Raw genomic sequence first — 24,654 nt, 5'->3', positions numbered from 1 at the left:
GCTCTCCCTGAGAGGAGGTTTATTTGATTTCAATAAACCAATTTTTCTGTATTATGACAATGGATATTTGAAATGAATGTTTAATCCCGGTCATTTACTTTGAATTTGCGATTTTGATGGCCATTGCAACTTTAGGGTCTTTTTCAGAAAACAAGGTGTAGTTGTAAATGGTTTTTCCGTCACGTTCCATCAATACGACCATTTCCTCATTGGAATTGACCACTTTCAGTTCGTTTCCTTTTGTCCTAATTCCTTTGGTTTGTACATACAATCCCCCGTCTCGAATGACCACATTTTCAAAATCAACCAAAATTAATTCTCCCTTTGCATTGTGTGTTTCTGGATATTGTAAATTCACATCCCAAGCATTTCTGTTGAGCTTTGCCGATTGAAAATACTGAAATCTGTTGTTTTCAAGTTTTTCTTTAAGTGATGTGAAATCGGTTTTTTCTGTGCTGTAGGCGATTCCGGAAAGGGTGGTCATGGTTGCGTTGGAAGGGATGTTTTCATTTCCATATTGGTTGCCTCTCTGAAAGGTGTCTCCGATCAGGATCACATTTGCACCCAACATGGCCGCCTCAATCTTTATTTTCCTAACAGCCCTGTTTTTCACATTGTTGATGCTTGCAAGCGCCGTTACGCCAGTGGCCTTGGAAAAGACATCACCCATTGCCTTCAAGCCTTCCACATCTTGCGGAATATAGGAGATGTACACTTTTTCGGAATCTTCAAGGGATTTGACTGGTTTGAATGGAGATTCGAAAACTTCTTCACGACCACTCGAAAATTCAATTTTGTCGACTTGATGCTTGCTGATGATATAGGAAGTGGCTTCATCTTTATGTCTGTATTTGATCGTATTGATACCGACCTCTTCTATCACCACCATCCTGATTTCGTCCTTAAGAAAAATTTTATCCAAAGCCTGTTGGGCAAAAATGGTTGTCGTAAACAAAATACAAATTGCTACTAGAATTGCTTTTTTCATTTTATGCTGTTTTTTTTTACTTACTTAATCGTTCGGTAATTTAACAATAGAAAATTAACTAACAAAAAAACCATAGAAATTAATGGAATTCTCTAAGTTCCCCGATTGGTTGAACCCGATATATGCATGAGACTTACTCATGGGGAGGTAACGACATGAAAATCAGTCTATTTGGGGAGTAATGTATGGTCCAATATGGGGAGATCAAAAACAGGAGACAAGCAACTGATTATTAGGTGACTTTAGGTTGGTGTAGAATTGATTATGTATAAAACGGGTGGAAGAGGGATTGATTTGCTTTCTCAGAATATTTTGATACCGAAAGGAAGGGTGTCTGATGGGCTAGCTCGCGGGAAGCGAACAATCTAGAGTTGGCCGGAAGCAAAAAAACTCCCCTCAATTTACTTGAGGGGAGTTTTTATAAATCAATGCCTCCGAAAAGACATTCATGAAATTTAGTATTAGTCCTTTTTGGCCATTCTACCTCTTTCACCTTCATCCAGGTAGATTTTTCTCATCCTGATACTTTTTGGCGTAATTTCAAGGTATTCATCCTTCTGGATATATTCCATTCCTTCTTCCAAAGAGAATTTCTTGGCAGGAGTGATTTTTACGTTGTCATCAGATCCTGATGCACGCATGTTGGTCAGTTTTTTTCCTTTTTGAACATTGACGACGATATCACTGTCCCTGGAATTTTCACCGATTACCTGTCCTCCATAAAGTTCGTCTCCTGGCTCGATAAAGAAAGATCCTCTGTCCTGAAGCTTGTCAATGGCATAAGCAGTACAAGGACCGCTATCCATAGAAATCAAAGAACCATTACTTCTGCTTGGGATAGGACCTTTGAAAGGCTCATAAGCAGTGAATCTATGGTTCATGATCGCTTCACCTTGCGTGGCGGTAAGCACGTTGTTTCTCAAACCGATCAAACCTCTTGAAGGGATTTTGAATTCCAAATGCTGCATGTCACCTTTTGGTTCCATGATCAAAAGTTCACCTTTTCTTTGTGTCGCCAATTCAATCACTTTACCAGCGCTTGAATCCGGTACATCTACAACCAAGGTTTCGATTGGTTCGTTTTTGACTCCGTCTATTTCTTTGAAAATCACCTGCGGTTGACCCACTTGCAATTCATAACCTTCTCTTCTCATGGTTTCGATCAAAACCGACAAGTGAAGGATACCACGGCCAAACACCAAGAATTTATCTTCGTTGTCTGTAGTTTCAACTCTCAAGGCAAGGTTTTTTTCCATTTCCTTGAAAAGTCTGTCTCTCAGGTGACGGGAAGTAACAAACTTACCTTCTTTACCAAAAAATGGAGAGTTATTGATAGTGAAGAGCATGTTCATCGTTGGCTCATCGATCGAAATTCTTTTCAATGCTTCAGGGTTTTCCAAGTCAGCAAGTGTATCACCGATTTCGAAATCTTCAATACCGGTTACAGCACAGATGTCACCAGCTCCAACTTCAGGCACTCTTACTTTTCCAAGTCCTTCAAAAACATGAAGTTCTTTCACTTTCACTTTTTTGATGACGCCATCAGCTTTGCAAAGTGACAATTGAGATCCTTCTTTGATTGTTCCTCTTTTTACCCTTCCGATGGCAATACGGCCTACGAAATTGGAATAATCCAAAGAGGTGATTTGCATTTGAAGAGTTCCTTCTTCGATCACTGGTGCAGGGATATGCTCAACAATGGCATCTAAAAGTGGGATGATGGAATCCGTAGGATTTTTCCAATCTGGACCCATCCAATTTTCCTTTGCCGAACCGTAAAGCGTTTGGAAATCCAATTGCTCTTCGGTAGCGTCCAAGTTGAACATCAAATCGAATACCGATTCGTAAACTTCGTCTGGACGACAGTTTGGCTTATCTACTTTATTGACGATTACGATTGGTCGAAGACCAAGTGCAAGTGCCTTACCCAATACGAAACGGGTTTGTGGCATAGGACCTTCGAAAGCATCGACCAATAGGATTACACCATCGGCCATTTTCAATACACGCTCCACTTCACCACCGAAATCGGCGTGACCAGGGGTGTCAATAATGTTGATTTTGGTGCCTTTATATCTTACTGAAACGTTTTTGGAAAGAATGGTAATACCCCTTTCTCTTTCCAAGTCATTGCTGTCCAGGATTAAATCTTCAAACTGTTGGTTTTCACGGAAGATTTTAGAAACGTGAATGATTTTATCCACCAAGGTGGTCTTACCGTGGTCAACGTGTGCGATAATCGCGATATTCCGAATACTTTGCATGATGATGTTAAATTGAGGTGCAAATGTAAGAATAAAATTCGGAATTATCCTTTGTCACATCAAGTTAGCAATCAAAAGATAATATTGTAAGGAGAAAAAGGGGGATCTGTTTCAAAAAAGAGCTTCCCGATTTTTTTAAGTTTAAAAAATAAATGGGTCTTTTTGGTGGACGAAATCGGGAAATTAAGCATTCATTTCCTATACAATGTCGAGGCAAGATTTTTGGTTTTGCCATTGGTTTTTGCTTCTCTAAAAACCTTTTAAATAAAAGACTTTTAGACCAAACTGTAGAGCTGTTCCAATTTTTTGGTGTCATCCAAAGCTCTTTTGAGAACAGCCGGAAGAATGTTCAGAATGGTAAAGCTTAATAAAACCAATAGAATTATAAAGATCTGCCAGAACCCCAAAGCAAATGGATGCAGCAAATTGAAGGTTCCGATGTACCTATATCCCTGAAACATGAATTGTAGGGGAACATATGCGAACATCAATATCCCTTGGTTTCCTTTCCATGAAGCATAGTTTTTGTATTTCTTGAAATCCTTGCCAAAGGCAAAATACCACCAAAAGATAACTGATATCATGAAAACAAATCCCACCAGCACGAGAGCTCCATACCCGAAAGAGATAGATGTTTCCTGTACATAAGCACTTTGGATAAAAACAAAGGTCAAAGCCATGGGAATCAAAATCCCCGCACTCAAGATTTTTTTCTTAAGTTCTTTCAGGAAATAGTTTCTCAGCCTTTTATCGATTGTTTTTTTGTATGAAAGCTCCAAATCACTGAATCCAAAAATCCCAAATTCTGAATGGACTTTCTGGAAGGCATCCTCCATGGAAAGTTTTGGATGGTGGTCCAGCATCGATTCCACTTTACAGGCTACATGGTCGAGTATTTCATATTGCACATCGATTTCTGGATATCCTTTTTTGGAGATCAGGGCTTTGAGTTGGTCGATTTGTGGTTTACTTAACTTCATTTGAAAGCAAGATTGATTTTTTTATAGGTTTTGCTAATTAACCTGATACCAATAAGCATCTGTCCACTTAATATTCCTATCAATATTGGCAGGAAAATTTCCTTTGGAAGATTGAAATTTTCAATTGCTAAGTCAAATAAAAAAGACATCGATACATAAATAAGAAACAGGCTATTGATGTTTGATAAAAATTCACTGTGATAAAGCATTTGCTTTTTGAAAATTCCATTAAGAAAAGGTGCGGTAATGACAATCGACATTACAATACTGAAAGACAAATATGTTTGGTTGGGTGCTATCACTCCAATCTGGATCAAAAAGAATGATACACAAATCACAAGCAAAACCCAACATATATGCGAAGGCAGAAGCCAACCAATAAATAGATTTTTGATAGAAGAAAGGTGTTGGGAAAACAATATTTGACTTTGGGATTTGTTCAGATCCAAGTTTGCCATTGCTTTTTCTAAGGTGATTTTAAACGAATCATCATTTTCAGAAATTTCATGTTCTATACTGGATGCTAGATGGTCTACCAATTCTGATCGAATGTCATAATAATATATTTTTGTTTTAATGGCTAGGTTAATTTCTTCAATCTGCAGTTTGCTGAGTTTCATTGTTTGTTCAGTTTAAAGCTTTTGAGATTGATTGTATTGTAAATTGTCCAAGTAAAAGCGAATATCACGGCACCAAGCGCTAGGTAAATGATAGCGCTAAAATCCTCGTAGGGGGAATTGATCAGAATCTTGGGAAGTAAAATCGCGAGAAAATGTATCAGATTGAAGACCAAAACAGAAATACTTATTAGGGCCGTGGCCAGAACTTTTTTTGGACGATGTTTTTCCGGAGCGATTGACCAGGTAAGATTCAGGTTTTTTCTATTGAAAAATAAGATAAGGAAAATAATTCCACCAAATGAGCCAAGAGCAAGGGCATAAAAATAATCAGGCCCAAAAAGATGAAACGTGAATGACAACACTATAAGGGATAGGATCAAAACCCCGATTTTCTTTACCCCTAGATTCCAGAGTTTATCGCTCGATTTGGATGCAATTCCGATTTCTCTCCAAGCTGTTTTAAGCAATTCCTTCTCCATCTTCTTCACCACCGACCAGGCAAATTCTTCATCCAAAGCCTCTTTTTTGGTTTTAAATTCCTCAGAATTTACCTGCTCCAAGGCTGTGATATAATGATCCAGAAGTTCATCGTAGATTTCCAAATAGGAAAGGCTCAGACTATCGAGCCGGTACTTGATGGCTTGGAGTTCTGTTTCTGTCAATTTCCTCATACCAGTGTCGTTTTTGATTTGATTTTCCAAACTTCCAGTAGGGACAAAACATAGATCACCATCACGACGGTAAACATTGCCGCTAGGGCAGGAAGGATGTTGCCAAACAGCAGATTATCCTCCCATAATTTTGGGAAATAAAAAACCATCTGAACCGTGAAAATTGTAAAATACATCCGCTCAGAAATCGGCAAGGCTAAGGAAGAATGGATAGGGATTCCGTTGCCCTTGAATGCCTTTTTGATGGGGCGAAGTTTTTTGAAGGATTGAAAATGGAACGCGATAAGGGAAATCAGCAATAAAAGCATGGGAGAAAACATCATGATTCCCAATTCCCGATCACTGCTTGTTTGACTGCTGATGAAAAAAACGACTGCCAATATCCCAGCCAAATACAGCCATCTGGAGAAACAAAAATATTTGCGAATCACGCTCCATTGGGTTTTGCTGATGTCTTGCTTGGCTTGTTTGTTGAATTTTGCCTGCAAGACATGACAGTAGGCGTAAGTGAACTTCTGCTCCAGTTCAAAAAGCTGTTCTTCAAATTTCTCCTCCGAAAATTCCTGTAAATGACTGATATAATGGTCATATACCTCCATCAGTATTTCTGCCGAGGAAATTTCCTTCGTCATGATCACTTTTTGGATTCTTTCTATTTCTATGTCAGTAAGTGGGCGCATTATGCTGTAACCTTGATGCTGTCTTTTGTGAGAATTAAAAGCGGATGTGTTTGGATTAACTCTTCTATAAGCTTCCAGTTTTTTCTAAAATATGATCTTAACTCTCTGAGTCTTACATTTCCGAGTTTCACCAATATTAATTTTGGAGGCTTGCCTGTTAATAAAAAAGAGTCGTAAAAGTCAGTATCTTTTGTAATCAAAACACATTCATTTTCGAACGAAAAATCATTGATTTCTTTGTCCTTCGTAGCTGTGCCTTCAGTTAAAGATTGTACATGTATCACTTGATGCTCAAGGATGTCCTCTTGGAGTGAGGGTGGGATATTTGCATCCAATAGGAATATCATGCTGCAGAAACCCTAAAATCCTTGAAATTTACAGTCTGAGCTGCATAGGCAAGACAAGCCAAAACATCCTCTTTTTCTAGGTCCTTGAATTCTTCCAACAAATCTTCAATACTATCACCACCTGCTAAGTATTCAAGGATATAGCTCACCGCGTATCGCGTATTCCTAATGGTTGGTTTTCCGTGTGCGATTTCTGGGTCGATTGTGATTCTTTTAATCAGGTTTTCCATGATTTTTTTCATTAATTTAATTATGTAGAACTTTTCCTAAGCCAATCCCGGTTTCCACCCCGGATCCAGTATCCTGTGCAGATTGTTGACAAAACCCTGCAGCTCAGACATCTTTGCGCTGACTTCCTTTTGCCCGTCCTTTGTTAGGCTGTAGTACTTTCTGACCCTATTGTCCACTTGCTGGATTTCGGTGCTCAGCATCCCTTCCGCCTCCAGCTTGTGCAGGGCAGGATAGAGGGCACCTTCGGTGATTTTGATTTCGCCGGCAGTGAGTTCCTTCACCTTTTGGGTGATTTCATAGCCGTACATTCTTTCATTCTCCTCCAGGAGTTTGAGGATAATGGTCTGCAGGCTGCCTTTGATCAGGTTATTGTTTGACATGGCTTCTTTGATGCATCAGTAACTCAAATATATAAAAAATGATATACATAAGAAACTTGGGTATATGAATTTTAAATTTCTCTTATAAAAAAGTATCCCTTTCATATTGGGTTTTAACCAATGCTTAAATTTTCAATTATTTTTTATCGGGAAGAAAACTGTTTATGGCGACCAATCAAAATAATTTAACGTAATTAGTAGTATGTTATATGTCTTGATTCTATTGGGATGAAAAATTCAATCTTGATTGCCATGGTTGCTTTCTTCACCATGGCTTTTCAGTGCCAAAGAACTTATGTTGACCATAGTTTTGTGACCATGAAGGGAGTGCTTGTGGATGCTACTGGTCAGCCATTGGCTGATCAACAGTTGATTTTTGGACAGACGCAGGGAATGGATCCTGGGTATGGACTGGATCTGACCATAGAAGAAGTCAATCCCCTGAGGATTCGTGCAATTCGGACCAATCAAGATGGAAGTTTTAGAATCATTCACCCTGATAAAACTGCCTATTTCGTTATTTACAGTCGAGAGTCAACACAGTTTCATTTCTTGGGTGACAGTGGAACTTTGGTTAAAAAAAACTATCTGTACTTCAATAGGGGAAAAGTAGACACTAAAAACGTGTTCGATTTCGGCATAGTGAAACTCATTGAGCCATGAAAGAAAAAGTATTTTTGTTGATCTTATTCCTTTTTCAATCCATCCCTTCCCTCTGGGGCCAAGAAAAAATCTCCAATTCATTTGAAGAAAGAGGGGGCAACAGTTTTATGTTTGGCGTAGATTTTCAAGGCTATCAACCCTTGTTTCTCGGGCACAATTTTTTGGCAAAAAGTTACCGGCACCATCCTGGATTTTTGATCGATTCGCGGATGGGTATTCAAGACTTTGTAGGTGTAGGGTTAAGCCTCGGAAAGAATGTGTCCAAGGTGGAGGAATTCGAAATACTGGGAAATGATTTTGAATTGGCCAGGTTCAGGCAGTCAAGTGTCTATATTTATTACCAGCACCTGATTGGCCGAAGAATGAATGTGGAACCAAGGATTGGTTATGGTCTTCTATCCATCAAACACAGTGGACCGGATGATTTCTATAGGCTTCGTTTTGAACAGTTCTTGTCAGGGGTGAATGTCAACCTTGGTGCCAATTCAGCAAAATCGCTCATTTTTCATGGAGGGATACAGTATGCCCTTCTTTCAGGTGCCGATATCGTCATCAACCCGGAGGATAAGAAATACATCACTAAATCCAATGGTTTGCAATTCTCTTTTGGGATGCGCTTGGAGTTTCATGGGTTTTGGAAATAGTGTAGGGAGAAAAAAAGAAGAGCTGCCCTCCATGAAAAAAAGCGCAAATGGTAAATAAGAAGTTTTTTTCGAGTCTTTTTTTGATTTTGATTACCGCATCAGTCGGATTGGCACAGGGATATTCCTCCAACCAAAAAAAAGCACTTCGATGGGAAAACAAGGAGAAACATCATGCGGCTGCGATGGAGGATGGGCGTTATTTGCTCCTCAACGGGGGATTGAGAAGGCACAAGGATTTCGATCAATTAACCCATCCCTCATTCGGGAACTATAGCAACATCAATGGGAATTATGGATTGCACTTTGGAGAAAGAAGGAAAAATTTCTCCTATGATTTAGGTGTCAATTACTACTATCATTCCCAAGTTTTGAGCCAAACCCTTCCGCCGTTGGACGGCAAACTGATCCTCAGTAGCCGCATGAATACTTTTGTGATGCCTGTTTCTTTAAAATATGACATTCCGGTTGGAAATAAGGAGAAGGTGAGATTTGGCGCAAATTTCGCGACCAATTGGATCATGTTCCATATTTTCGAACACCGAAGCAGCGAGGGTACATCTTCTTTTTCTTGGAACAATTCCACCGGAGAATCGGAGAAAATAAATAACACTTGGCGTACAGCGGATAGAAAAGGGCGGTTTTTTTTCAAATCAGGGATCCATGGAGAGATTCTTATCCTGAATTCATCTTTTTTACTGATTCAGGTGTCTCGGGCATTTGTGCTAAGGCCTACCAGAACATTGATTTTTAATTGGGAATCTCAGGGATTCGAAGGGGAGTTTAGGGACGATAGGAAAATCGACGGTTATCTGTTGGAAATTTCTTACAAACTTCCCATCAATGTCTTGCGTCAAAAAATAAGCAGGTAATCTTGTATAGGGCTTACCAATAGATGCCCGAAGTATTTTCGTCAAGGCAAAGGAGTTCCACTCTAAAGGAGTTTTTTCTCGGCCCCAACCTTTGCCTATTTCTTCAGGATTTTTTTATTTGGGAATTTTTTTTTCATTAGTGATTTAGGGGAGAGAACTATTTAGGTTTTATTAACTATGTTTTTAACAGAATTTAATATTGCGGAATTATTATCTAAAAGAGGAGTTTTTATCTTTGTTTCAACCTTTAAACATAATGACATGAAAAACAAATACAAAATTTTTGTCTTGTCCCTTTTTGGTCTTGCGGCAATTCCTTCATTCGGACAACACAATTTTGACATTGAGTTGTATGGTGGACCATCCTATTCTTATTTCAAAACCCAAGCGGTCTCCGCAGAGTCGGATATCAAATTCTCCAATTTGATCCAACCACATATTGGAATCAATTTTTTGAAAAAAATTGCACCCAATTATCAAATGTCATTACAAGGGGAATATTTGGCACGTAGAGTTGGCTTCAGGGAAAGTGGTGCAGGTTATTCCTATGAGAATAACAGTTCCATATTCAACAATAATTTCATGAATTTGTCGGTAGGGGTAAGGCGTATTTGGGAAAAATCCAATTATAACCTCTTCCTACAAGGTTCCGTAGGAGGGATCTTTGACAGGGAGTTGAATGATTATTCCTTCAGCCAACCTACGGACATAAGGACCAAGGTGTCCATGATGGGCCGAGTGGAAGCGGGGGTACAATTCCCCATCAAAAACAATTATTTGGTATTGGGTGTCAGGCACCAACAAGGATTTAGGGAGTTTGAAAATTTGAATTTTTCAAATGATAACGTTCAACTTTCCCTAAATGGAAGCGGCTCTTTCACGGGATTATTTGTGGGATTTGGCATCAATACGGATATGTGGTCCAAAGAAAACCGGAAACCCAAAGATTCAAAAAAAGCCAGTCTAGATAATCCTTGGAGTGATGGATTGTATGTCATGGGGGCTGCATCGCTTAGAAAAAAAGACAATCCTATAAATGACCCAACAGACGATTTTCAAAACGTAAGCACCTCATCAAGTTTAGGGCTGGGGTATAGATGGAAAGATTTTTCTATGGAGGCTGGATATTCGAAATTCCGGGGGAGAAATGTCTTTGAGATGATCAGTGAAGAGGGAATTCCTGTCTCAGCCTATCACCGAAAGTTTCAAGTTTCTACCATTCCATTGACCTTGAGATATGACAGACATTTGCCATTTTCCGAAAAAATCAGGTTCGGGATTTCATTTACGACCCATGTACCCGTAAACAGCAATAATGAGGGTGAAAATACAATGGGTGTCTCTGGGGTCAGGACCATAGATGGAGTGGGTTATCCATATTCTTCGGAAATAAAAGGAATAAAAACCAATTCTAAAGGTGTCTTTTTTAACAGTGGTTTCTATGCTGAAATGCCCCTGTTCAGGACAAGCTTGATCGCATTCAAAGCCTCCAGGAACTACGGAAGTCCTGCTTTTGATAGAGCATCAGTGAATTACCAAGTAAACGGTTTGCCAAAATCCTTTGAAAACAATGGCACTCTCAACGGATGGCTTTTGGAATTGGAGTATAGACTTCCGATAAACAATTTATTAAAAAAGTAATGGTGCTTTTGATTTTCAGGACGTGGTTTCCTTCCAAGTTTTAAATCTGCCATTTAACAAAAGAGGGCTTTTTTCATGTTGGCATCACAACGGTTTGGATGTGTTACCAACATGAAAAACAGATGAAATTTTTGGTTTAGGAATCTGAAATAGCTCAAGGACTCTTGGAAAGCCGGGAAAATTTCAGGGTATTTTGTGGGATTTGATGATATTATTAAGAGGATTGTTTTCAGTCCTAATTTAAATCGGCAATTTTGATCATGGATTACCAAGAACTCATCGAAGAGGTTTATCACGAGGTGAACAAATTAGAATTAAAGGGGAAAGTCGCTGACTATATCCCGGAACTTGCCAAAGTCAATCCCGATCAATTTGGAATTGCATTGGTAGATTTGGAAGGGAAGGTATATGGAGTGGGCGATTATAAGACCCCTTTTTCCATCCAAAGTATTTCCAAAGTCCATACCCTGACGATGGTTTTTCATGTTTTCAATTCAAAACTTTGGACCCGGGTCAACGTTGAGCCGAGTGGCAATCCCTTCAATTCAATCGCCCAGTTGGAATTTGAAAAAGGGATTCCCAGAAATCCCTTCATCAATGCCGGGGCTTTGGTCATAGCGGATGCACTGACCAGTAAATTTGAGGATCCCAAAACCCAAATCATCAATTTCATCAATGATATTTCCGGTGACAAGTGCGTTAGTATCAACGAAGAAGTCAGGATCTCTGAATTGAAGCATTCGGAAAGAAACATCGCCATGGCTTATTTTTTGAAGGCTTATGACAATTTTGACAATGATGTCCAAGAAGTTTTGGAAACTTACGTTTCACAATGTGCCATCGAAATGAGCTGCGTCGATCTGGCAAAATCATTTTCATTTCTGGCCAATGACGGCTATTCCATCTTTGCGAAGCGGAATATCGTCACAGAAAGCAATGCCCGTAGAATCAATGCATTGATGTTGACTTGTGGATTCTATGATGAATCAGGAGAGTTTGCCTATCGGGTTGGATTGCCAGGGAAAAGTGGTGTCGGCGGTGGTGTTGGGGCGGTTATGCCACACAAATTCAGCGTAGCGGTTTGGAGTCCTGAGTTGAACGAAAAAGGCAATTCCGTCAAATCCATCAAGGCCTTGGAGTTGCTGACGGACAAGCTTAAGTTTTCGCTTTTCTAAAAATCCAAAATTCCTCTATCTAGAAAGAAAAATGGGGGTTTGCACAAATCAAAGGCGTGAATACCCATCAAAATTCAAAGGGCGAAAATGAAGAGATCCGGAAATCTCTCCATTTTCGCCCTTTCATGATTTTACAATGAGAATTTAAGCTGTGAAAATCCTTTTGAGTCGAACGTTTTTTACTGTTTTTTCCAACCCGTTTTATGCACTTCCAATTCCATTCCAGCCTGAAATTGATTATTAATAAATCATTTTCGTGCGGTGTTTGACTTCGCCATTTTCGGGACCGGACCTTATTCTCCAAATGGTCTGATTTTCTTGCAGTTTCGATCCCATTTGAAAACGGAATACATATTTCGGGTTCAATCCTTCAAAACCACACGCACTTCAACTTTCCTGTCATTGTCATTTGCACTTCGGTTTGCACTTCGGACCACTTGACCACCGATTTCGGTCTGAATTTGATTTTCCCCTAAGCCATATTGATCCAGCAGAAAAACCAAAACCGAATTTATCCTAGTTTGAATCAATTTGAGATTGTATGCCAAGTTCCCGGTATTGTCTGCAAATCCTGTAAGGGACAAGGAATACTCCGGATTGTCTTTGACAAAATCAACCAAGGGCGCCAATTTTATGATTTGGTCTTCATCAGGCACTTTTTGATTGCTTTTGAAGAATACTTCCACCTTTGATTTTAAAAGCGTGATTTTGGGGTCAGCATCCAAAAACACAGTATCACGAATCACTTGGGGTGCCCGAACATCAACATCCGAAAATGCGCTTTTGAAGGAAGGTTCGGAAATCCTTGACAGACTGTCCTCGATGATCATTTTCGGTGCGAAAGGCATCTTATTCACCGAATCATATTCCAAGGGAGGTAACAAATCGCCTGAAACACTGTCCAGTTTTATTTTCCCCACAGACAAGCTATCCGGAACTGCAACTTGATCTGGTGTGGGATCTTTTGTCAATGCTTTGGTGGCTGCCGCACCACCAAAAAGACCGCCAAGAAGCCACCACTTTCTTTGGCCGCGTTCGCGTCTTACCAAATCTTCGTCAGCTTGTACCCCAACGCTGGTTTGGAGAGGAGTCCTTTGTTGGGATCTATCGGCTCTGGAAACATCCCTATAGGTATTGTTGAGGTAAATGGTTTCTCTTGGCAACGTACGGAGACTGTCCCTTTCAGACTGAAGCCTTCGGGTTTCACGTTCCAAGGCATCTATCCTGTTCTGAAAATCGGTATTTGTCCTAAGGCCGGTTTCTGAATCGGATTGTTTGAATATCCTCCCTTCTTCATAGACCAAAGTATTTTCCTTGCTGACAATGCCCGCTTCTTTTGTAGGCTCTGCGCCTTCTTCGGTCTTTTGAATTTCGACTAATTTTGATCCGGAAATGTCAGAGGTTTTTTTAGTGACTGGAAGACGAAATAAAGTGTCCACAGAAGTGCTCCAATTGAATAAGCTATCCATTTTTGAATCCGATAGGTTAGGACTTCCAACAACCCGGAAATTTTTTTTCAATTCCGTGATACTGTCAATCTCCAATTGTAAGCCACGGTCTGATTTCCCTAAACTATCCAGCGAATATCGCAGATCAAAAAGGATGTTTTCGGAAGCCTTGACCAAACTATCCCTTTCATTTTGCCTTAATAAAGTGTCGGCTTTTAGCAATTCGTATTGTTCTTGGATTTTGGATTGAATCTGCTGAAGCTTATTTTCCTCCATTTTGCCGGATAGGATTTGGGATTTTCTGGCAGTGATCTGCTGGTCCCAAGTAAGCATTTGCGTTTTATAAATCAAGCTGTCCATTCTGGCCTGATCTACCAGTTGGATATTGGTATAATAGGTATAATTGTTCCCGGTCGGGAGGGGTTTAAGGGTGTCGGGCTCCGGTGTTGGGATTTGTGCCAAGGGAATTTCCTTTATCACAGGATTGTAATCCGGATAAACTGTGCTGAGCCTTGGTGCCTTGTAGGATTTTTTGTTGGATCCAAAATTGAATTTCAATCCCAGGCCGTGGTAGATGATCCAGTCATTCCCGCTTTTTCCATCCCCTCTGAGTGGGTTGGCTGGATCGACGATGTTCGTGCCCGGTTTGGCTGCGTATGCCTGAAAATCATTTTCGTATTCGGTCCTGTAGTTTCCGCTGACATCATCCAGGTGATCGGAAAAGGTGTAGATGAAATCACTTTGAGCAAACAACTCTACCCTAGGCCCTAATCTCAAGCGGATTCCAAGCCCAACATTGGTGTAGAAAGCACCCAAATCATAGCCCTTGTCCGATTCGGTTTTCAGCGCATAAAGATTGGTCTCATAAATCCCATCATTGACCACGTTTCCTGAAGCATAATCATACCGATTGCCATTACCGTCCAAAAGATCCCCACTGACTTCGAAATCGACCAGTCCAAATCCCAATGTGAAATAGGGCGCGAGCAATGAAGTCGCAGGCAATAGCCGGTCATTGTCTGTCTTGAAAACAAAAGCCAAACCCATGTCCCTGCTTTGGTTTTGAAAGTTGAGCGCCCTGTCAAAATTCCGGTTTGTTCCCAATAAAGCGCCATCCCGTTTCACATAGCGATCACTCATCGAAAATTCATACTGCCCATAGCTGAACATCAACCCGATCGTTGGGCTCAGCTGTTTTTCTATGGAAATCTTGAATGAATACTGATCGACATAGTTGTCATTGAAATAAAGCAATTGCTTGATGGCATTCCAATTGGAGAGTCCTTGAACTTTATATGGGCTTAAGTCGCCATAATAGTTGGTGTATCCACCGCTGACTCCGATTCTCCATTCATAATCCTTTTGCTGGGCAGAGGAGAGAATCGGGAGAAACAAAATGGTGAAAGAAAGAAAGAAGATTAGTTTTTTCATCCTTTACCTCCTGTCATTTAAACCCATCCAAAGGTTGATCTCGAGGCTGACACCTACATAAGGTTGGATATAATTTGTTTTCAATTTGGTGTCGGCTTCTTCAAAATTCAAAAGAACTGCGCCCGCATTCAATCTCAAAACCCTGAACATTTTATAGCCCAAACCTGCATGGATGGGTAAATTGACCAAAGGGCCCGTGATTCTGTCCCCTTGACTGGAGTTGAAATTATTTAGGAAAACCCCTGTGGAAAAGGATGCATTGCCCAAAAACTTCTGAAAAACCTTATTTCCCAAAGGAAAGGAAAGTCCCAAATAGGGCCCATTGAAATACTCGGTATCTGCAAGGGATCGTTTGATGGCGAATGCCCCGTAACCAAAATTGATCGGTAAAGTACCAGGCTTTTTTTCCGTGGGATAATTGGTGATCGTTCTGACATCCACCAAAGCCATCAGGCTTTTTGCCAAATATTGGTCCGCTTCTGCGGTGACAGTTTCCACGAGTTCCTCCAAATATTGCTCTGCATAGACCGCTTTGGAATTGTCGTCTTTGTTTTTGCCGAGAATATTGAATTTGGCTCTTCGGAGTTTCATTTTGTCTTTTTGGGCAAGTTTTTGCCTTACCAAGTCACTGAATCCACTGAAATCTCTTCCAAGAAAATGCCGGTAATCTTCCAATGCGTCTTTCAGGATTTGATTCATTTGCGTAATCATGACTTGATCGGAACGAAAGGATTTGATTCCACTTCCGGTCACCTCAAAACTTGATCGGATGTAAGAAGCAAGATTCATGTTCACGGCTGACTTTACGCTTTCCATTTGGGCTTCATCAGCTTTCTGGAAATATTGAAACTCCAGATCATAAGAATCGTTGCTTTTAAGCGGTTTGGAAACAAACAACTCATATTGGTTCACTTTGAATTCAAAGGCTGTCTTCCAAGAATATTCATCGCCTTTCGAGGGGCTTTTTCCAGACTCAAAAACTTTGACTTTGACAAATTCAATTCCCTGCGGCAAAGTACCTTTAATGTAAAAAGGTTCTTCGGCAGGCATGGGATTCCCCTCATTTACGGTGTTGCCGACCACGTCGAAGTTGACATATTTGATTTGGGCAAAAGCACTTGCGGCACCGAAAAATACAATCAGCGTGAGTGTAAAGATTTTATTCATAATGATTTGATTTTGTTAATTGCCTTGATGAAACTTATTACTTGGAAGAATACTGAAAATAAGAAGAGAATCGAATAATAAGTACTAGAGAGAATTCAATCTATATGTAGTTATACGTAAAAACATTCGTTATAAAGGCCAAATGCATGAAATTATCCAGATTTCCTTAAATAATAAATTTCAATGTTTCCGGATTTAACCCGTTTTATGCATTACCAATTAAATCCCAATCTGAAATTACCCAGTATTCAGTCAGCGCTTTGCACTGAACCCTATCGGTTCTATACCTTATCCTTATAATCCAAATAGTCTGGTTTTTTTGCGGTTTCAAGCGCTATTGCGAAATCTAATGCGTATTTCAGGTTAAATCATATAATACATAAAAAATAGACTAAGAAATTTTATTTTTGTTTAAAATCAGGGGGAGAACACATTATTTTGATCTGTACTTGCCGATTTTATCATCAATGTATACATCGGCATTTTTTCTGATTTGCATGCGGTAATATACCAGGACTTCATCTGCACCAGCAGCCAAGACAGCTTCTTGGGCCCTTTGTGCAATCTCCAACAATGCTTCTTGTGGACCTTCCATGACGGTTTCAAATGGAGTGACCACATGTTTTACCCCCGATGCTTGAATGACTTCGATGGCTTTGTCCACAAGCGCATAGCTGTCCAATGTTTTGCTTTTGGGGATGATTTGTATGCCTAGATTGATCGTGTTCATGTTTTTTGTTTTTTAGGATTTGATTCAAATTCAATAAAAAGAAAGTCGTCTTAACCCCTAATATGAAATGGGTTTCCAAACGGGATGGAAACTGGAAGAAAATCAGGTACTTGGGACAATAATTTATGACACCAATAAGAGGGATTCATTCGCAGTCAAAACGAATTGATTTTCTGTCAATTACAATAGTGAATTGAGTTGGTCTTGCATAAAACGAGTTTAAAGTAGAATGTGCGGTTCAAAAACCCTTTGCCATATTTCGTACCCTTTTTCATTCATGTGGAGGTTGTCTTTAATGAACAATTCCGCTTTGGGATCCCCGTTTTGATCCAACATGACCGTCCAGGTATCAATAAAAGTAAATGCAGGATTTGATTCTGCGTAATTCTTCAAGGCCGTGTTGAATGCCAGATATTGATTTTTCAAATGCCATCTGGATGGGCTTGGTTTTGCTCCGATCAAATACAGGTTTGCATTGGGAAGTTTTTCAAGGATTTTAGTAGTTAAGGATTCGAAATCCCCCATGATTTCTGAAGTGGATTTGCCGGCATTGACATCGTTGTCTCCTTCGTAAATGAAGATTTTTTCAGGTTCAAACTCCAAAACCAATTCTTCCAGATACCGAAGCAGGTCCTCAGTTTCTGAGCCGCCGAATCCGGTGTTGATTATTTTTGCTTCGGGAAAATGCTTGTCCAATTCTTTCCACATCCGGATGCTTGAACTGCCGGTAAAGACAATTCCACCCTTTTGCCAATCGCTCTCCTGGTGTTTCTCGACAAGGGAGGCGACTTCTTCCTGGAAAGGAAAAACCACTTGTGCATCAGCTGGCTGGAAATGGAAGAGGGATAAAGCCAGAACAAAAAATAATCCCTGAATATTGAATTTTAAATTGGACATCCGAATATGCTTTTTGAATGTACAAGATAGTGGATATTGGACAAATGCCCAAAATTGAACAGTTATTGACCGTTTTTGAAGATATTCTGTGGGAGAAAAATTGACTTGTAATTTTCTTTTGATTGAATTTTTCAATCTTTGAATCCCAAAATCACCTTTCTGAACCTGAGATGCTTGTTTTGGTCCCACTATTTTTTTTCAAATCCCCAAGCATGATAATTTCATAAATTATTGCTCGTTTTTTGAGGAGCAAAAACATTCATTCATATCCTTCAGCGCCAATGCAAGTTATTTCCCGATTCTTGGTTTTTTGCAGTGGCGTACATGCGTCCCTACTCAAAAAAGCACCCACTGAAACCCAAAAATACATGGGGATAGGGGGAACGGTATTGTTCACCGGAATCCTTGCGGCTTTGTCTGCTGGATATGCCCTCTACACCATTTTTCAATCCCTTGCCCCTGCAATTTCCTTTGGCTTGTTGTGGGGATTGATGATATTTAATCTGGACAGGTTTATCGTCTCCAGCATGCGGAAGCGAGGCAAGGCTTGGGCAGAATGGAAAATGGCCATTCCCAGATTGGTTTTTGCCGTTTTGCTTGCGGTGGTGATCTCTAAGCCACTGGAGTTGAAGATCTTTGAAAGGGAAATCAACAGGAAGCTGGACGAAAAAAAGACTGCTTTCATTGTCAAAAGCAAGGAGGATCTGAAAGCAGGCTTCACCGAAATCACGGAGCTGGAAACCAAAATAGATACCCTGAAATCGGAAATTCTCCAGGCGAGAGGATTCAGGGATTTGCTTCAGCAACAGTATGACCAAGAAAGATTTGGCGCCAAAACCGATGGGACCAGTGGAATAGTGGGGCTTGGTACCAACGCCAAAAAGAAAGAGGAACAGCTGGATGCTGCGCAGAAAAGCTTGGATGAAATCAGCATTGCTCACCAAGCAAGAATTGATTTGCTTGAGGGAGAAATCAGAAATTTCATGGCTTTAAGACAGGCGGAATTCGAAAAACAACAACCCGGTATAGCGGGATTTGATGGCATGGCGGCCAGAATCGATGCTTTGCATCAACTTACAGAGGAAAGTCAGGCCATGAACCAAGCCAATATTTTCATCATTTTGCTCTTTATCGCAGTAGAAACCGCACCGATTTTCGTGAAACTGATATCCGCAAGAGGGCCTTATGACGAGCTTTTGGATCTCCATGAAGCGCATGTTAAAGTGTACACGCAGGAAGAATTGATCAAGTTGACAGAAAAAAGTGAGGGGAGAATCCAGGTTTTTAGAGCAACGCACGCGGTTTCCAATGACTTAAAAATCAAAAAAACCAATGCGTTAAATCAGCAAAGTTTTGGAACTTCCTGAAGGGATATTGCCAAAAAAGGGTTGAAACTGCGCTGATTGGCTGTTTTGTAGTCGCCGGTTTCAAAATTCATATTTTCTCCCATTCTTTGAATAGTCGAAAATCAAAGGCATAGCATCCCTTTTGGTCCATTATCTCTTTTCTTCGAACCAGGTTTTGTGGACGATTTTCCATTTTTCATCGATTTTGATGAGGGTCAGGTAATCGAAATAGTAGATTCCAGGCCAAAAGAGTTCTGTCTTGACCATGGCTGTATATCCTTTGATCTCGATCGCCAAGATCCTGTTCTCAAACAATTCCTGCGCTCTTGGACTTCCGATGGCAGTCCCTTTTGCCCAGGACTCAAAATCGGTTACGGTGAAATTCTCTCCCCTGTAACCGATCAATCTGGCCGATGGATCAAATGCCGCTTCCAATTTGCTTTTGTCCCTTTCCATCATCCCTTCGAAGTAGAGATGGATGGTTTTTTCGATTTGCAATATCTCGGAATCGCTCTCCTGGGCATGGCAGAACAGCGTGGAAAGCAGAAGGACGATCAGTAGGTAAGAAATTTTCATGTCCTTAAATTAGTGAATAAAAGAATTTGAATCGATGCCCAATCCGAGAATAAGCCGATAAAATGGAGCTTATTTATTTCCCGGAGAAAAACCAATCCTGTATTTAAACCCGAATTGTAAGACATTGAAAAAGTAACGTAAAGCATCTAGCTTGATAAGTTAGATGGAAATATGCTTTGGGTATTCCAATGGTATTGAAAATGCAAGGAAACCAGACTGTTTGGAGAATAAGCCGTGGCATTAAGATGGTGAAGTCAAAAACAATCAACAAAGACTGATCATTAGGAAATTTTAGGCTGGAATTCAATTGGCAATGCATAAAACGGGTCAAATGGATTTTAACGCTGATTTTTCATCCAATTCAATCGGATTTGTCCTAATATTGAATGAAAATCAATTGCTGTTTCCGGAAAATTACTGAAATCCATGACATACTTTAAAAAAGTCCTTATTTATACTGCGCTTATTTTCTTCGGAATCATCTTGGTTGATTTCGTGATTGAAGTTGGCTTCAGGCGCACCGATATCCAAACTTGGCTTAGCTATGTGACGCATCCCCGTGTCTGGTTGACAAGGCTGTTCATTTCCGTTGGGCTCGCGCTCTACAATGTCTGGAAATTCAAAAAAAGGGCAGAGGACAATGATAAAGTAAGCTAAGTTTTTTCGATTTTATTTGATTGAACCTTCCTCCAAAACCTCCTCCCCAGTTTTGGTTGGAATTAGGTTTTCGAGTTCCTCCATAGTGAATAATCTGGATCGGATCATAAATCGGATTCCCATGGGGATCTCTATCGAAAAACTGCTTCCCCTTCCAGGTGTTACATCCAAGGTCAGTTCGGTATGTTTCCAGTATTCAAATTGGTCACTGTTCATGAAAAAGTCGCATCCATAGACTTCCCCCAGCCAGATATCACTTCCCCCGACTTTAAAATCCCCTTTCTCGAAACACATGGGAGATGAACCATCACAACAGCCACCGCTTTGGTGAAACATGAGTTCGGAGCCAAAGCGTTTTCTCAAAGTATCGATGGTGTCCATTGCGGCTTCGGTGATCAATACTCTGGGGATGAAGGTTTTTTTGTCAGGTGACATATCAAGAGGGGTTTATTGTTATTTGATCCTTTGGAGGATCTTATTCGCATGCCAAAATTCTTTTTCCGGACTTTGCGAAAGGTAAATTAACGATTCCTGATCAAACCAAGAGCAGGTTTTTTTCAAAAAAGACCAAATACTTCACATTGCATCCAAGCCCATTTAAAATCAAAGAAACCCCCGATTTTCGAGGGCTCCTTTGAAGGATGTTCTAAAAGAATCCTAATTTATTTTTGTCATATGAAATCAGCATGTTCTTGGTCTGACGGTAATGACCCAGCATCATCAGGTGGTTTTCCCTTCCGAATCCTGATTTTTTGTATCCGCCAAAAGGTGCATGTGCAGGGTAATTGTGGTAGCAATTCACCCAAACACGACCTGCCTGGATCGCTCTCGGTACTTGATAGAGTTCGTGGGCATCTCTGGACCAAAGTCCGGCCCCCAGACCATACATGGTGTCATTGGCAATGGCGATTGCTTCTTCCGTGGTTTTGAAAGTAGTCACGGAGACTACCGGGCCGAAGATTTCCTCCTGAAAGACCCTCATTTTGTTGTGGCCTTTGAAAATGGTAGGTTGAATGTAAAAACCTGTTTCAAGACCGGAGTTCAATTCGGCTTTGTCTCCACCGCAAAGGACTTCGGCGCCTTCTTGTTTTCCAATATCGATATAGGAAAGGATTTTTTCATATTGATCATTGGATGCCTGGGCGCCCATCATGGTGTCTTCGGCTAGGGGATGACCCATTTTGATGGCTTTGGTTCTGGCGATTACCCTTTCCATAAACACATCATAAATGTCTTCGTGGACCAAGATCCTTGAAGGACAGGTGCAGATTTCACCTTGGTTGAGGGCAAACATCACTGCTCCTTCCACTGCTTTGTCGAAGAATTCATCATCGGCATCGGCAACGGACTTCATGAAGATGTTTGGAGATTTACCACCCAGTTCCATGGTTACTGGAATAAGGTTTTCGGAAGCATATTGCATAATCAATCTGCCAGTCGTCGTTTCTCCGGTAAAGGATACTTTGGCAATCCGTGGTGAGGAAGCCAATGGCTTACCTGCCTCGGGTCCAAAACCTGTAACTACATTCAATACGCCCGGAGGAAGGACATGACCGATCAGCTCCATCAGTACCATGATACTGGTTGGAGTTTGTTCTGCTGGTTTTACGATTGCGCAGCAACCTGCCGCGAGTGCAGGTGCCATTTTCCATGTAGCCATCAGCAAGGGGAAATTCCAAGGGATGATCTGACCGACCACACCCAAAGGCTCGTGCAAAGCGATACTGACCGTATGTTCGTCGTGCTCAGAAATAGAACTTTCATCTGCCCTGATCACGCCTGCAAAATACCTGAAGTGATCGATCACCAATGGCAAATCCGCAGCACGGGTTTCCCTGAGTGCTTTGCCATTGTCGATGGTCTCAATTCTTGCGAGCATTTCCAGATTTTCCTCGATGATGTCCGCGATTTTGTTCAGCAATTTACTTCTTTGTGCGGCAGAGGTCTTGGACCAGGTTGGAAATGCTGCGTGCGCCGCATCAAGAGCCAATTCGATGTCTTGCTTGTTGCCACGGGCAGCCTTGGAAAAAACTTTCCCGTCGATGGGGGAAATGTTGTCAAAATACTCGCCCGAGGTGGGTGCAACCCATTTTCCTCCTATAAAATGGTCATACTTTTCTTTGATCTCCGGCCTTTCGACGGGCTTGGATTGAGATAAGGTTAATGTCGTCATGATTTTTGTTTATTTTGGATTTTATCAAATTTGCCAATAAATAAATTTAAAAAATCCACTTATCCCATCATCCCATCCACCTGAATTGCTATTTACAAGTACAGGTTGTTTTCGAAAAACCCAAAATTCCGGATATTCTGTCAAATTCTTTGCTTGAATTCTCTTTCGACAAGGCAAAAAATGGAGGATTGATTTCCGTTTCCGATTCCGGCTTTTATCGCCAAAACAATAATATTTTTCGCCTAGGGCGTCATTTTTCCGTAAATGAGTGGAGGGCTTTTTGAAATCCTACGAAATTACTATCTTTAGCAATACCCAAAATAACGATGATGCACCAAAATTTTATTGCAGGAGTGCCTTGGAGAAACGAAAAGGACTTGAGGTCGCTGGTGGAGAACAGGACCACTTACACGCTGGATGCATGCGAGTTGAATATTTTTGAAACCCATCAGGAGGCGAAAGACGTCAACCTTGTCTTTGGGGATTTGGTGTTGACCACCATGCTGAAAGGCAAAAAGGTCATGCAGCTTTTCGACAAGCCGGCTTTCGATTACCTGCCGGGGGAATCCGTAATCGTTCCTCCAAACGAAATGATGAAAATTGATTTTCCCGAGGCCAATTGGGAGAATCCGACCCAATGCATTGCGCTTTCCATTTCCAAGGAAATGATCGAAAACACTTTTAATCTCTTGAATGAGCGATTTCCTGACAAGATGCTCACGGAGGACTGGGGATTGGATCTATCTTGTTTTCACCTGATCAATACCCAGGATTTATCCGAAATCATCAATCGCTTTATCAAAATCGGGGTGAAGGAGCGGTCCAAGGACAAGGATGTGATTGCCTCACTGGCCCTCAAGGAATTGCTGATCCGACTGACCCAGACCCAAGCCAGGGAGATGCTCGAAAAAACCTACAAGCAGCTTTCTTCCAACAACCGACTTGCCCATGTCATTGATTTTATCAAGTCCAACATCAGGGAAAATATCAACCTTGATCAGCTCAGCGAAAAAGCCTGCATGAGTAAAGCTCATTTTTCGAGGATATTTAAAATCGAGTTGGGCATGACACCTATGGAATATGTCCTGAAGGAAAGGTTAAAGATGGCCAAGCAATATCTTAAAATTGGCGCCTTTCAGATACAGGAAGTTTGTTTTATGGCTGGCTTTAACAACATCACCTATTTCATAAGGGCGTTTAAGAATGAGTTTGGGCTTACGCCTAAGGTATATCAAGGTATGGGGAAATAGACAAATAATCCTTGGCTATTTAATATACCTGAAAAAAATTTCAAAGGTGAATATGGCGCTTATCCAGAAACTATCTTCATTGGATTTGGTACAAAATCTTTATTTAGGTCCAAAAGAAACCTTTTTTTGATTTTGTCCACTTTCAATAAAATCAAAATTCAACATTCCATCAGGAAAAATCAGTTTTCAAGCCAATTTTTGATTCAAAATAGAGGAGTAAAAGCTGTTTTCATCCAATCTGGCTTTTTATGAAAAGTCCAAGAGGTGTAGGTTGTGGATGCTTCTGAAAATGAAAGATCATAGGAGTAAAACAAAGAGTGTGCGCCATGAAGCTGCCTTAAAAGACACCATTCAGCCCCAGCCAATCTTTATCAGTCCAGATTTCACGGGCTGATTCTGCTTTGTTAACATCCCCGTCTTGATGGTAGGGGAAAAGAGATTCCAAACATGATTGTAAATGAGGGCCTTATTCTTGATTTTTTTCATTTCACTCCATTGTCTTCTTTTTTTTGGAGTATTTTCTGTAAATGATAAAGGTGAAGAAGATAAAAACTCCTAGAAATATAACTTTTAAGATTTTGTTGCTGTCGAATCCTGAGATGATTTCAGGCATGATATCGAGTTTCGAAACGACTCTGAAAATGATCATGAGCGAGAGTGAAAGCAAGAAAAACCATTTAACTGGAGAATTTTCCATCTAATTTGACCCTATTTGAAATTTATTCCTTTTGGCAATGGTTGAAATTACGAATTGGAAAACAGTTGAAGGTGACACAGATCACTTTTTTGAGGAAAAAAAATGGAGAATCACAAGGAAATTGAGTTG

General features: G+C 40.6%; 24 protein-coding genes. 8 read left to right on the top strand and 16 right to left on the bottom strand.

What is annotated here, in order from left to right; all coding sequences use genetic code 11:
• Positions 1-94: 94 nt before the first annotated feature.
• The 9 genes from F824_RS0110755 to F824_RS0110710 all read right to left on the bottom strand — a co-directional run bounded on the left by F824_RS0110755 (position 95) and on the right by F824_RS0110710 (position 7,161).
• A complete protein-coding gene (locus tag F824_RS0110755; protein ID WP_019597896.1) occupies positions 95-988 on the bottom strand; it encodes a hypothetical protein in 894 nt (297 codons plus the stop codon).
• A 461-nt stretch (positions 989-1,449) separates the two neighbouring features.
• Positions 1,450-3,252 carry a translational GTPase TypA gene (gene typA, locus F824_RS0110750; RefSeq protein WP_019597895.1) on the bottom strand — a complete coding sequence of 601 codons (1,803 nt, stop codon included), beginning with the start codon at positions 3,250-3,252 and terminating at the stop codon, positions 1,450-1,452.
• 275 nt (positions 3,253-3,527) lie between these two features.
• Positions 3,528-4,232, bottom strand: a complete 705-nt coding sequence (locus F824_RS0110740; protein ID WP_019597893.1) for a hypothetical protein — start codon at positions 4,230-4,232, stop codon at positions 3,528-3,530.
• Positions 4,229-4,852 carry a hypothetical protein gene (locus F824_RS0110735; RefSeq protein ID WP_019597892.1) on the bottom strand — a complete coding sequence of 208 codons (624 nt, stop codon included), beginning with the start codon at positions 4,850-4,852 and terminating at the stop codon, positions 4,229-4,231. The genes F824_RS0110740 and F824_RS0110735 overlap by 4 nt, the downstream gene beginning before the upstream one ends.
• A complete protein-coding gene (locus tag F824_RS0110730; protein ID WP_019597891.1) occupies positions 4,849-5,523 on the bottom strand; it encodes a DUF1129 domain-containing protein in 675 nt (224 codons plus the stop codon). Before F824_RS0110730 ends, F824_RS0110735 begins: the two co-directional genes overlap by 4 nt.
• Entirely contained in the window at positions 5,520-6,155 is a 636-nt protein-coding gene (locus F824_RS0110725) for a hypothetical protein (RefSeq protein ID WP_248691069.1), read from the bottom strand. The genes F824_RS0110730 and F824_RS0110725 overlap by 4 nt, the downstream gene beginning before the upstream one ends.
• Before the next feature lie 47 nt (positions 6,156-6,202).
• The gene (locus F824_RS28180) at positions 6,203-6,550 is read right to left on the bottom strand and encodes a DUF5615 family PIN-like protein (protein WP_019597889.1); all 348 of its coding nucleotides are present in this window, start codon (positions 6,548-6,550) and stop codon (positions 6,203-6,205) included.
• Positions 6,547-6,792 (bottom strand): DUF433 domain-containing protein, encoded by a 246-nt coding sequence (locus F824_RS0110715; protein ID WP_019597888.1) that lies wholly within the window; start codon positions 6,790-6,792, stop codon positions 6,547-6,549. The genes F824_RS28180 and F824_RS0110715 overlap by 4 nt, the downstream gene beginning before the upstream one ends.
• Positions 6,793-6,816: 24 nt before the next feature.
• Positions 6,817-7,161, bottom strand: a complete 345-nt coding sequence (locus tag F824_RS0110710) for a PadR family transcriptional regulator (protein WP_019597887.1) — start codon at positions 7,159-7,161, stop codon at positions 6,817-6,819.
• A gap of 228 nt (positions 7,162-7,389) precedes the next feature.
• Between F824_RS0110710 and F824_RS0110705 the strand changes: the two genes are divergently transcribed.
• The 5 genes from F824_RS0110705 to F824_RS0110680 all read left to right on the top strand — a co-directional run bounded on the left by F824_RS0110705 (position 7,390) and on the right by F824_RS0110680 (position 12,153).
• On the top strand, positions 7,390-7,824 hold the full coding sequence (locus F824_RS0110705; RefSeq protein ID WP_019597886.1) for a hypothetical protein: 435 nt from the start codon (positions 7,390-7,392) through the stop codon (positions 7,822-7,824).
• Positions 7,821-8,468 (top strand): hypothetical protein, encoded by a 648-nt coding sequence (locus F824_RS0110700; RefSeq protein WP_019597885.1) that lies wholly within the window; start codon positions 7,821-7,823, stop codon positions 8,466-8,468. The genes F824_RS0110705 and F824_RS0110700 overlap by 4 nt, the downstream gene beginning before the upstream one ends.
• A 47-nt stretch (positions 8,469-8,515) precedes the next feature.
• The gene (locus tag F824_RS0110695) at positions 8,516-9,337 is read left to right on the top strand and encodes a hypothetical protein (RefSeq protein WP_139189699.1); all 822 of its coding nucleotides are present in this window, start codon (positions 8,516-8,518) and stop codon (positions 9,335-9,337) included.
• A 261-nt stretch (positions 9,338-9,598) separates the two neighbouring features.
• A complete protein-coding gene (locus F824_RS0110690; RefSeq protein ID WP_022582137.1) occupies positions 9,599-10,978 on the top strand; it encodes a hypothetical protein in 1,380 nt (459 codons plus the stop codon).
• Positions 10,979-11,238: 260 nt separating this feature from the next.
• A complete protein-coding gene (locus tag F824_RS0110680; protein ID WP_019597882.1) occupies positions 11,239-12,153 on the top strand; it encodes a glutaminase in 915 nt (304 codons plus the stop codon).
• A gap of 362 nt (positions 12,154-12,515) precedes the next feature.
• On the opposite strand, the gene F824_RS0110675 is transcribed toward F824_RS0110680, so the two are convergent.
• From F824_RS0110675 to F824_RS0110655, 4 genes are all read right to left on the bottom strand, one after another.
• Positions 12,516-15,032 (bottom strand): OmpA family protein, encoded by a 2,517-nt coding sequence (locus F824_RS0110675; protein WP_019597880.1) that lies wholly within the window; start codon positions 15,030-15,032, stop codon positions 12,516-12,518.
• A 3-nt stretch (positions 15,033-15,035) separates the two neighbouring features.
• Complete coding sequence (locus F824_RS0110670; RefSeq protein ID WP_019597879.1) at positions 15,036-16,199, bottom strand: hypothetical protein; 1,164 nt, start codon at positions 16,197-16,199, stop codon at positions 15,036-15,038.
• Between the two features lie 433 nt (positions 16,200-16,632).
• Positions 16,633-16,929: a thiamine-binding protein gene (locus F824_RS0110665; RefSeq protein WP_019597878.1), complete on the bottom strand. Its 297-nt coding sequence runs from the start codon at positions 16,927-16,929 to the stop codon at positions 16,633-16,635.
• Positions 16,930-17,148: 219 nt separating this feature from the next.
• Positions 17,149-17,826, bottom strand: a complete 678-nt coding sequence (locus F824_RS0110655) for a GDSL-type esterase/lipase family protein (RefSeq protein WP_139189700.1) — start codon at positions 17,824-17,826, stop codon at positions 17,149-17,151.
• A gap of 281 nt (positions 17,827-18,107) precedes the next feature.
• Between F824_RS0110655 and F824_RS0110645 the strand changes: the two genes are divergently transcribed.
• The gene (locus F824_RS0110645) at positions 18,108-19,193 is read left to right on the top strand and encodes a DUF4407 domain-containing protein (RefSeq protein ID WP_019597875.1); all 1,086 of its coding nucleotides are present in this window, start codon (positions 18,108-18,110) and stop codon (positions 19,191-19,193) included.
• A 129-nt stretch (positions 19,194-19,322) separates the two neighbouring features.
• Here the strand turns inward: F824_RS0110645 and F824_RS0110635 are convergent, their stop codons facing one another.
• Positions 19,323-19,748 carry a nuclear transport factor 2 family protein gene (locus F824_RS0110635; RefSeq protein ID WP_019597873.1) on the bottom strand — a complete coding sequence of 142 codons (426 nt, stop codon included), beginning with the start codon at positions 19,746-19,748 and terminating at the stop codon, positions 19,323-19,325.
• 426 nt (positions 19,749-20,174) lie between these two features.
• Between F824_RS0110635 and F824_RS0110625 the strand changes: the two genes are divergently transcribed.
• Complete coding sequence (locus F824_RS0110625; protein ID WP_019597871.1) at positions 20,175-20,405, top strand: hypothetical protein; 231 nt, start codon at positions 20,175-20,177, stop codon at positions 20,403-20,405.
• A 12-nt stretch (positions 20,406-20,417) separates the two neighbouring features.
• Here F824_RS0110625 and F824_RS0110620 read toward each other — a convergent pair whose 3' ends face one another.
• Complete coding sequence (locus F824_RS0110620) at positions 20,418-20,840, bottom strand: DUF779 domain-containing protein (RefSeq protein ID WP_019597870.1); 423 nt, start codon at positions 20,838-20,840, stop codon at positions 20,418-20,420.
• A gap of 211 nt (positions 20,841-21,051) precedes the next feature.
• Positions 21,052-22,578 carry an aldehyde dehydrogenase family protein gene (locus F824_RS0110610; RefSeq protein ID WP_019597868.1) on the bottom strand — a complete coding sequence of 509 codons (1,527 nt, stop codon included), beginning with the start codon at positions 22,576-22,578 and terminating at the stop codon, positions 21,052-21,054.
• A gap of 329 nt (positions 22,579-22,907) precedes the next feature.
• On the opposite strand from F824_RS0110610, the gene F824_RS0110595 reads away from it, so the two are divergent.
• A complete protein-coding gene (locus tag F824_RS0110595; RefSeq protein WP_019597866.1) occupies positions 22,908-23,828 on the top strand; it encodes an AraC family transcriptional regulator in 921 nt (306 codons plus the stop codon).
• Positions 23,829-24,654: the final 826 nt, after the last annotated feature.

It is taken from the genome of Rhodonellum psychrophilum GCM71 = DSM 17998 (assembly GCF_000381545.1).
GTDB classification, from domain to species: domain Bacteria; phylum Bacteroidota; class Bacteroidia; order Cytophagales; family Cyclobacteriaceae; genus Rhodonellum; species Rhodonellum psychrophilum.
This window is presented reverse-complemented; position numbering and strand designations above follow the sequence as displayed.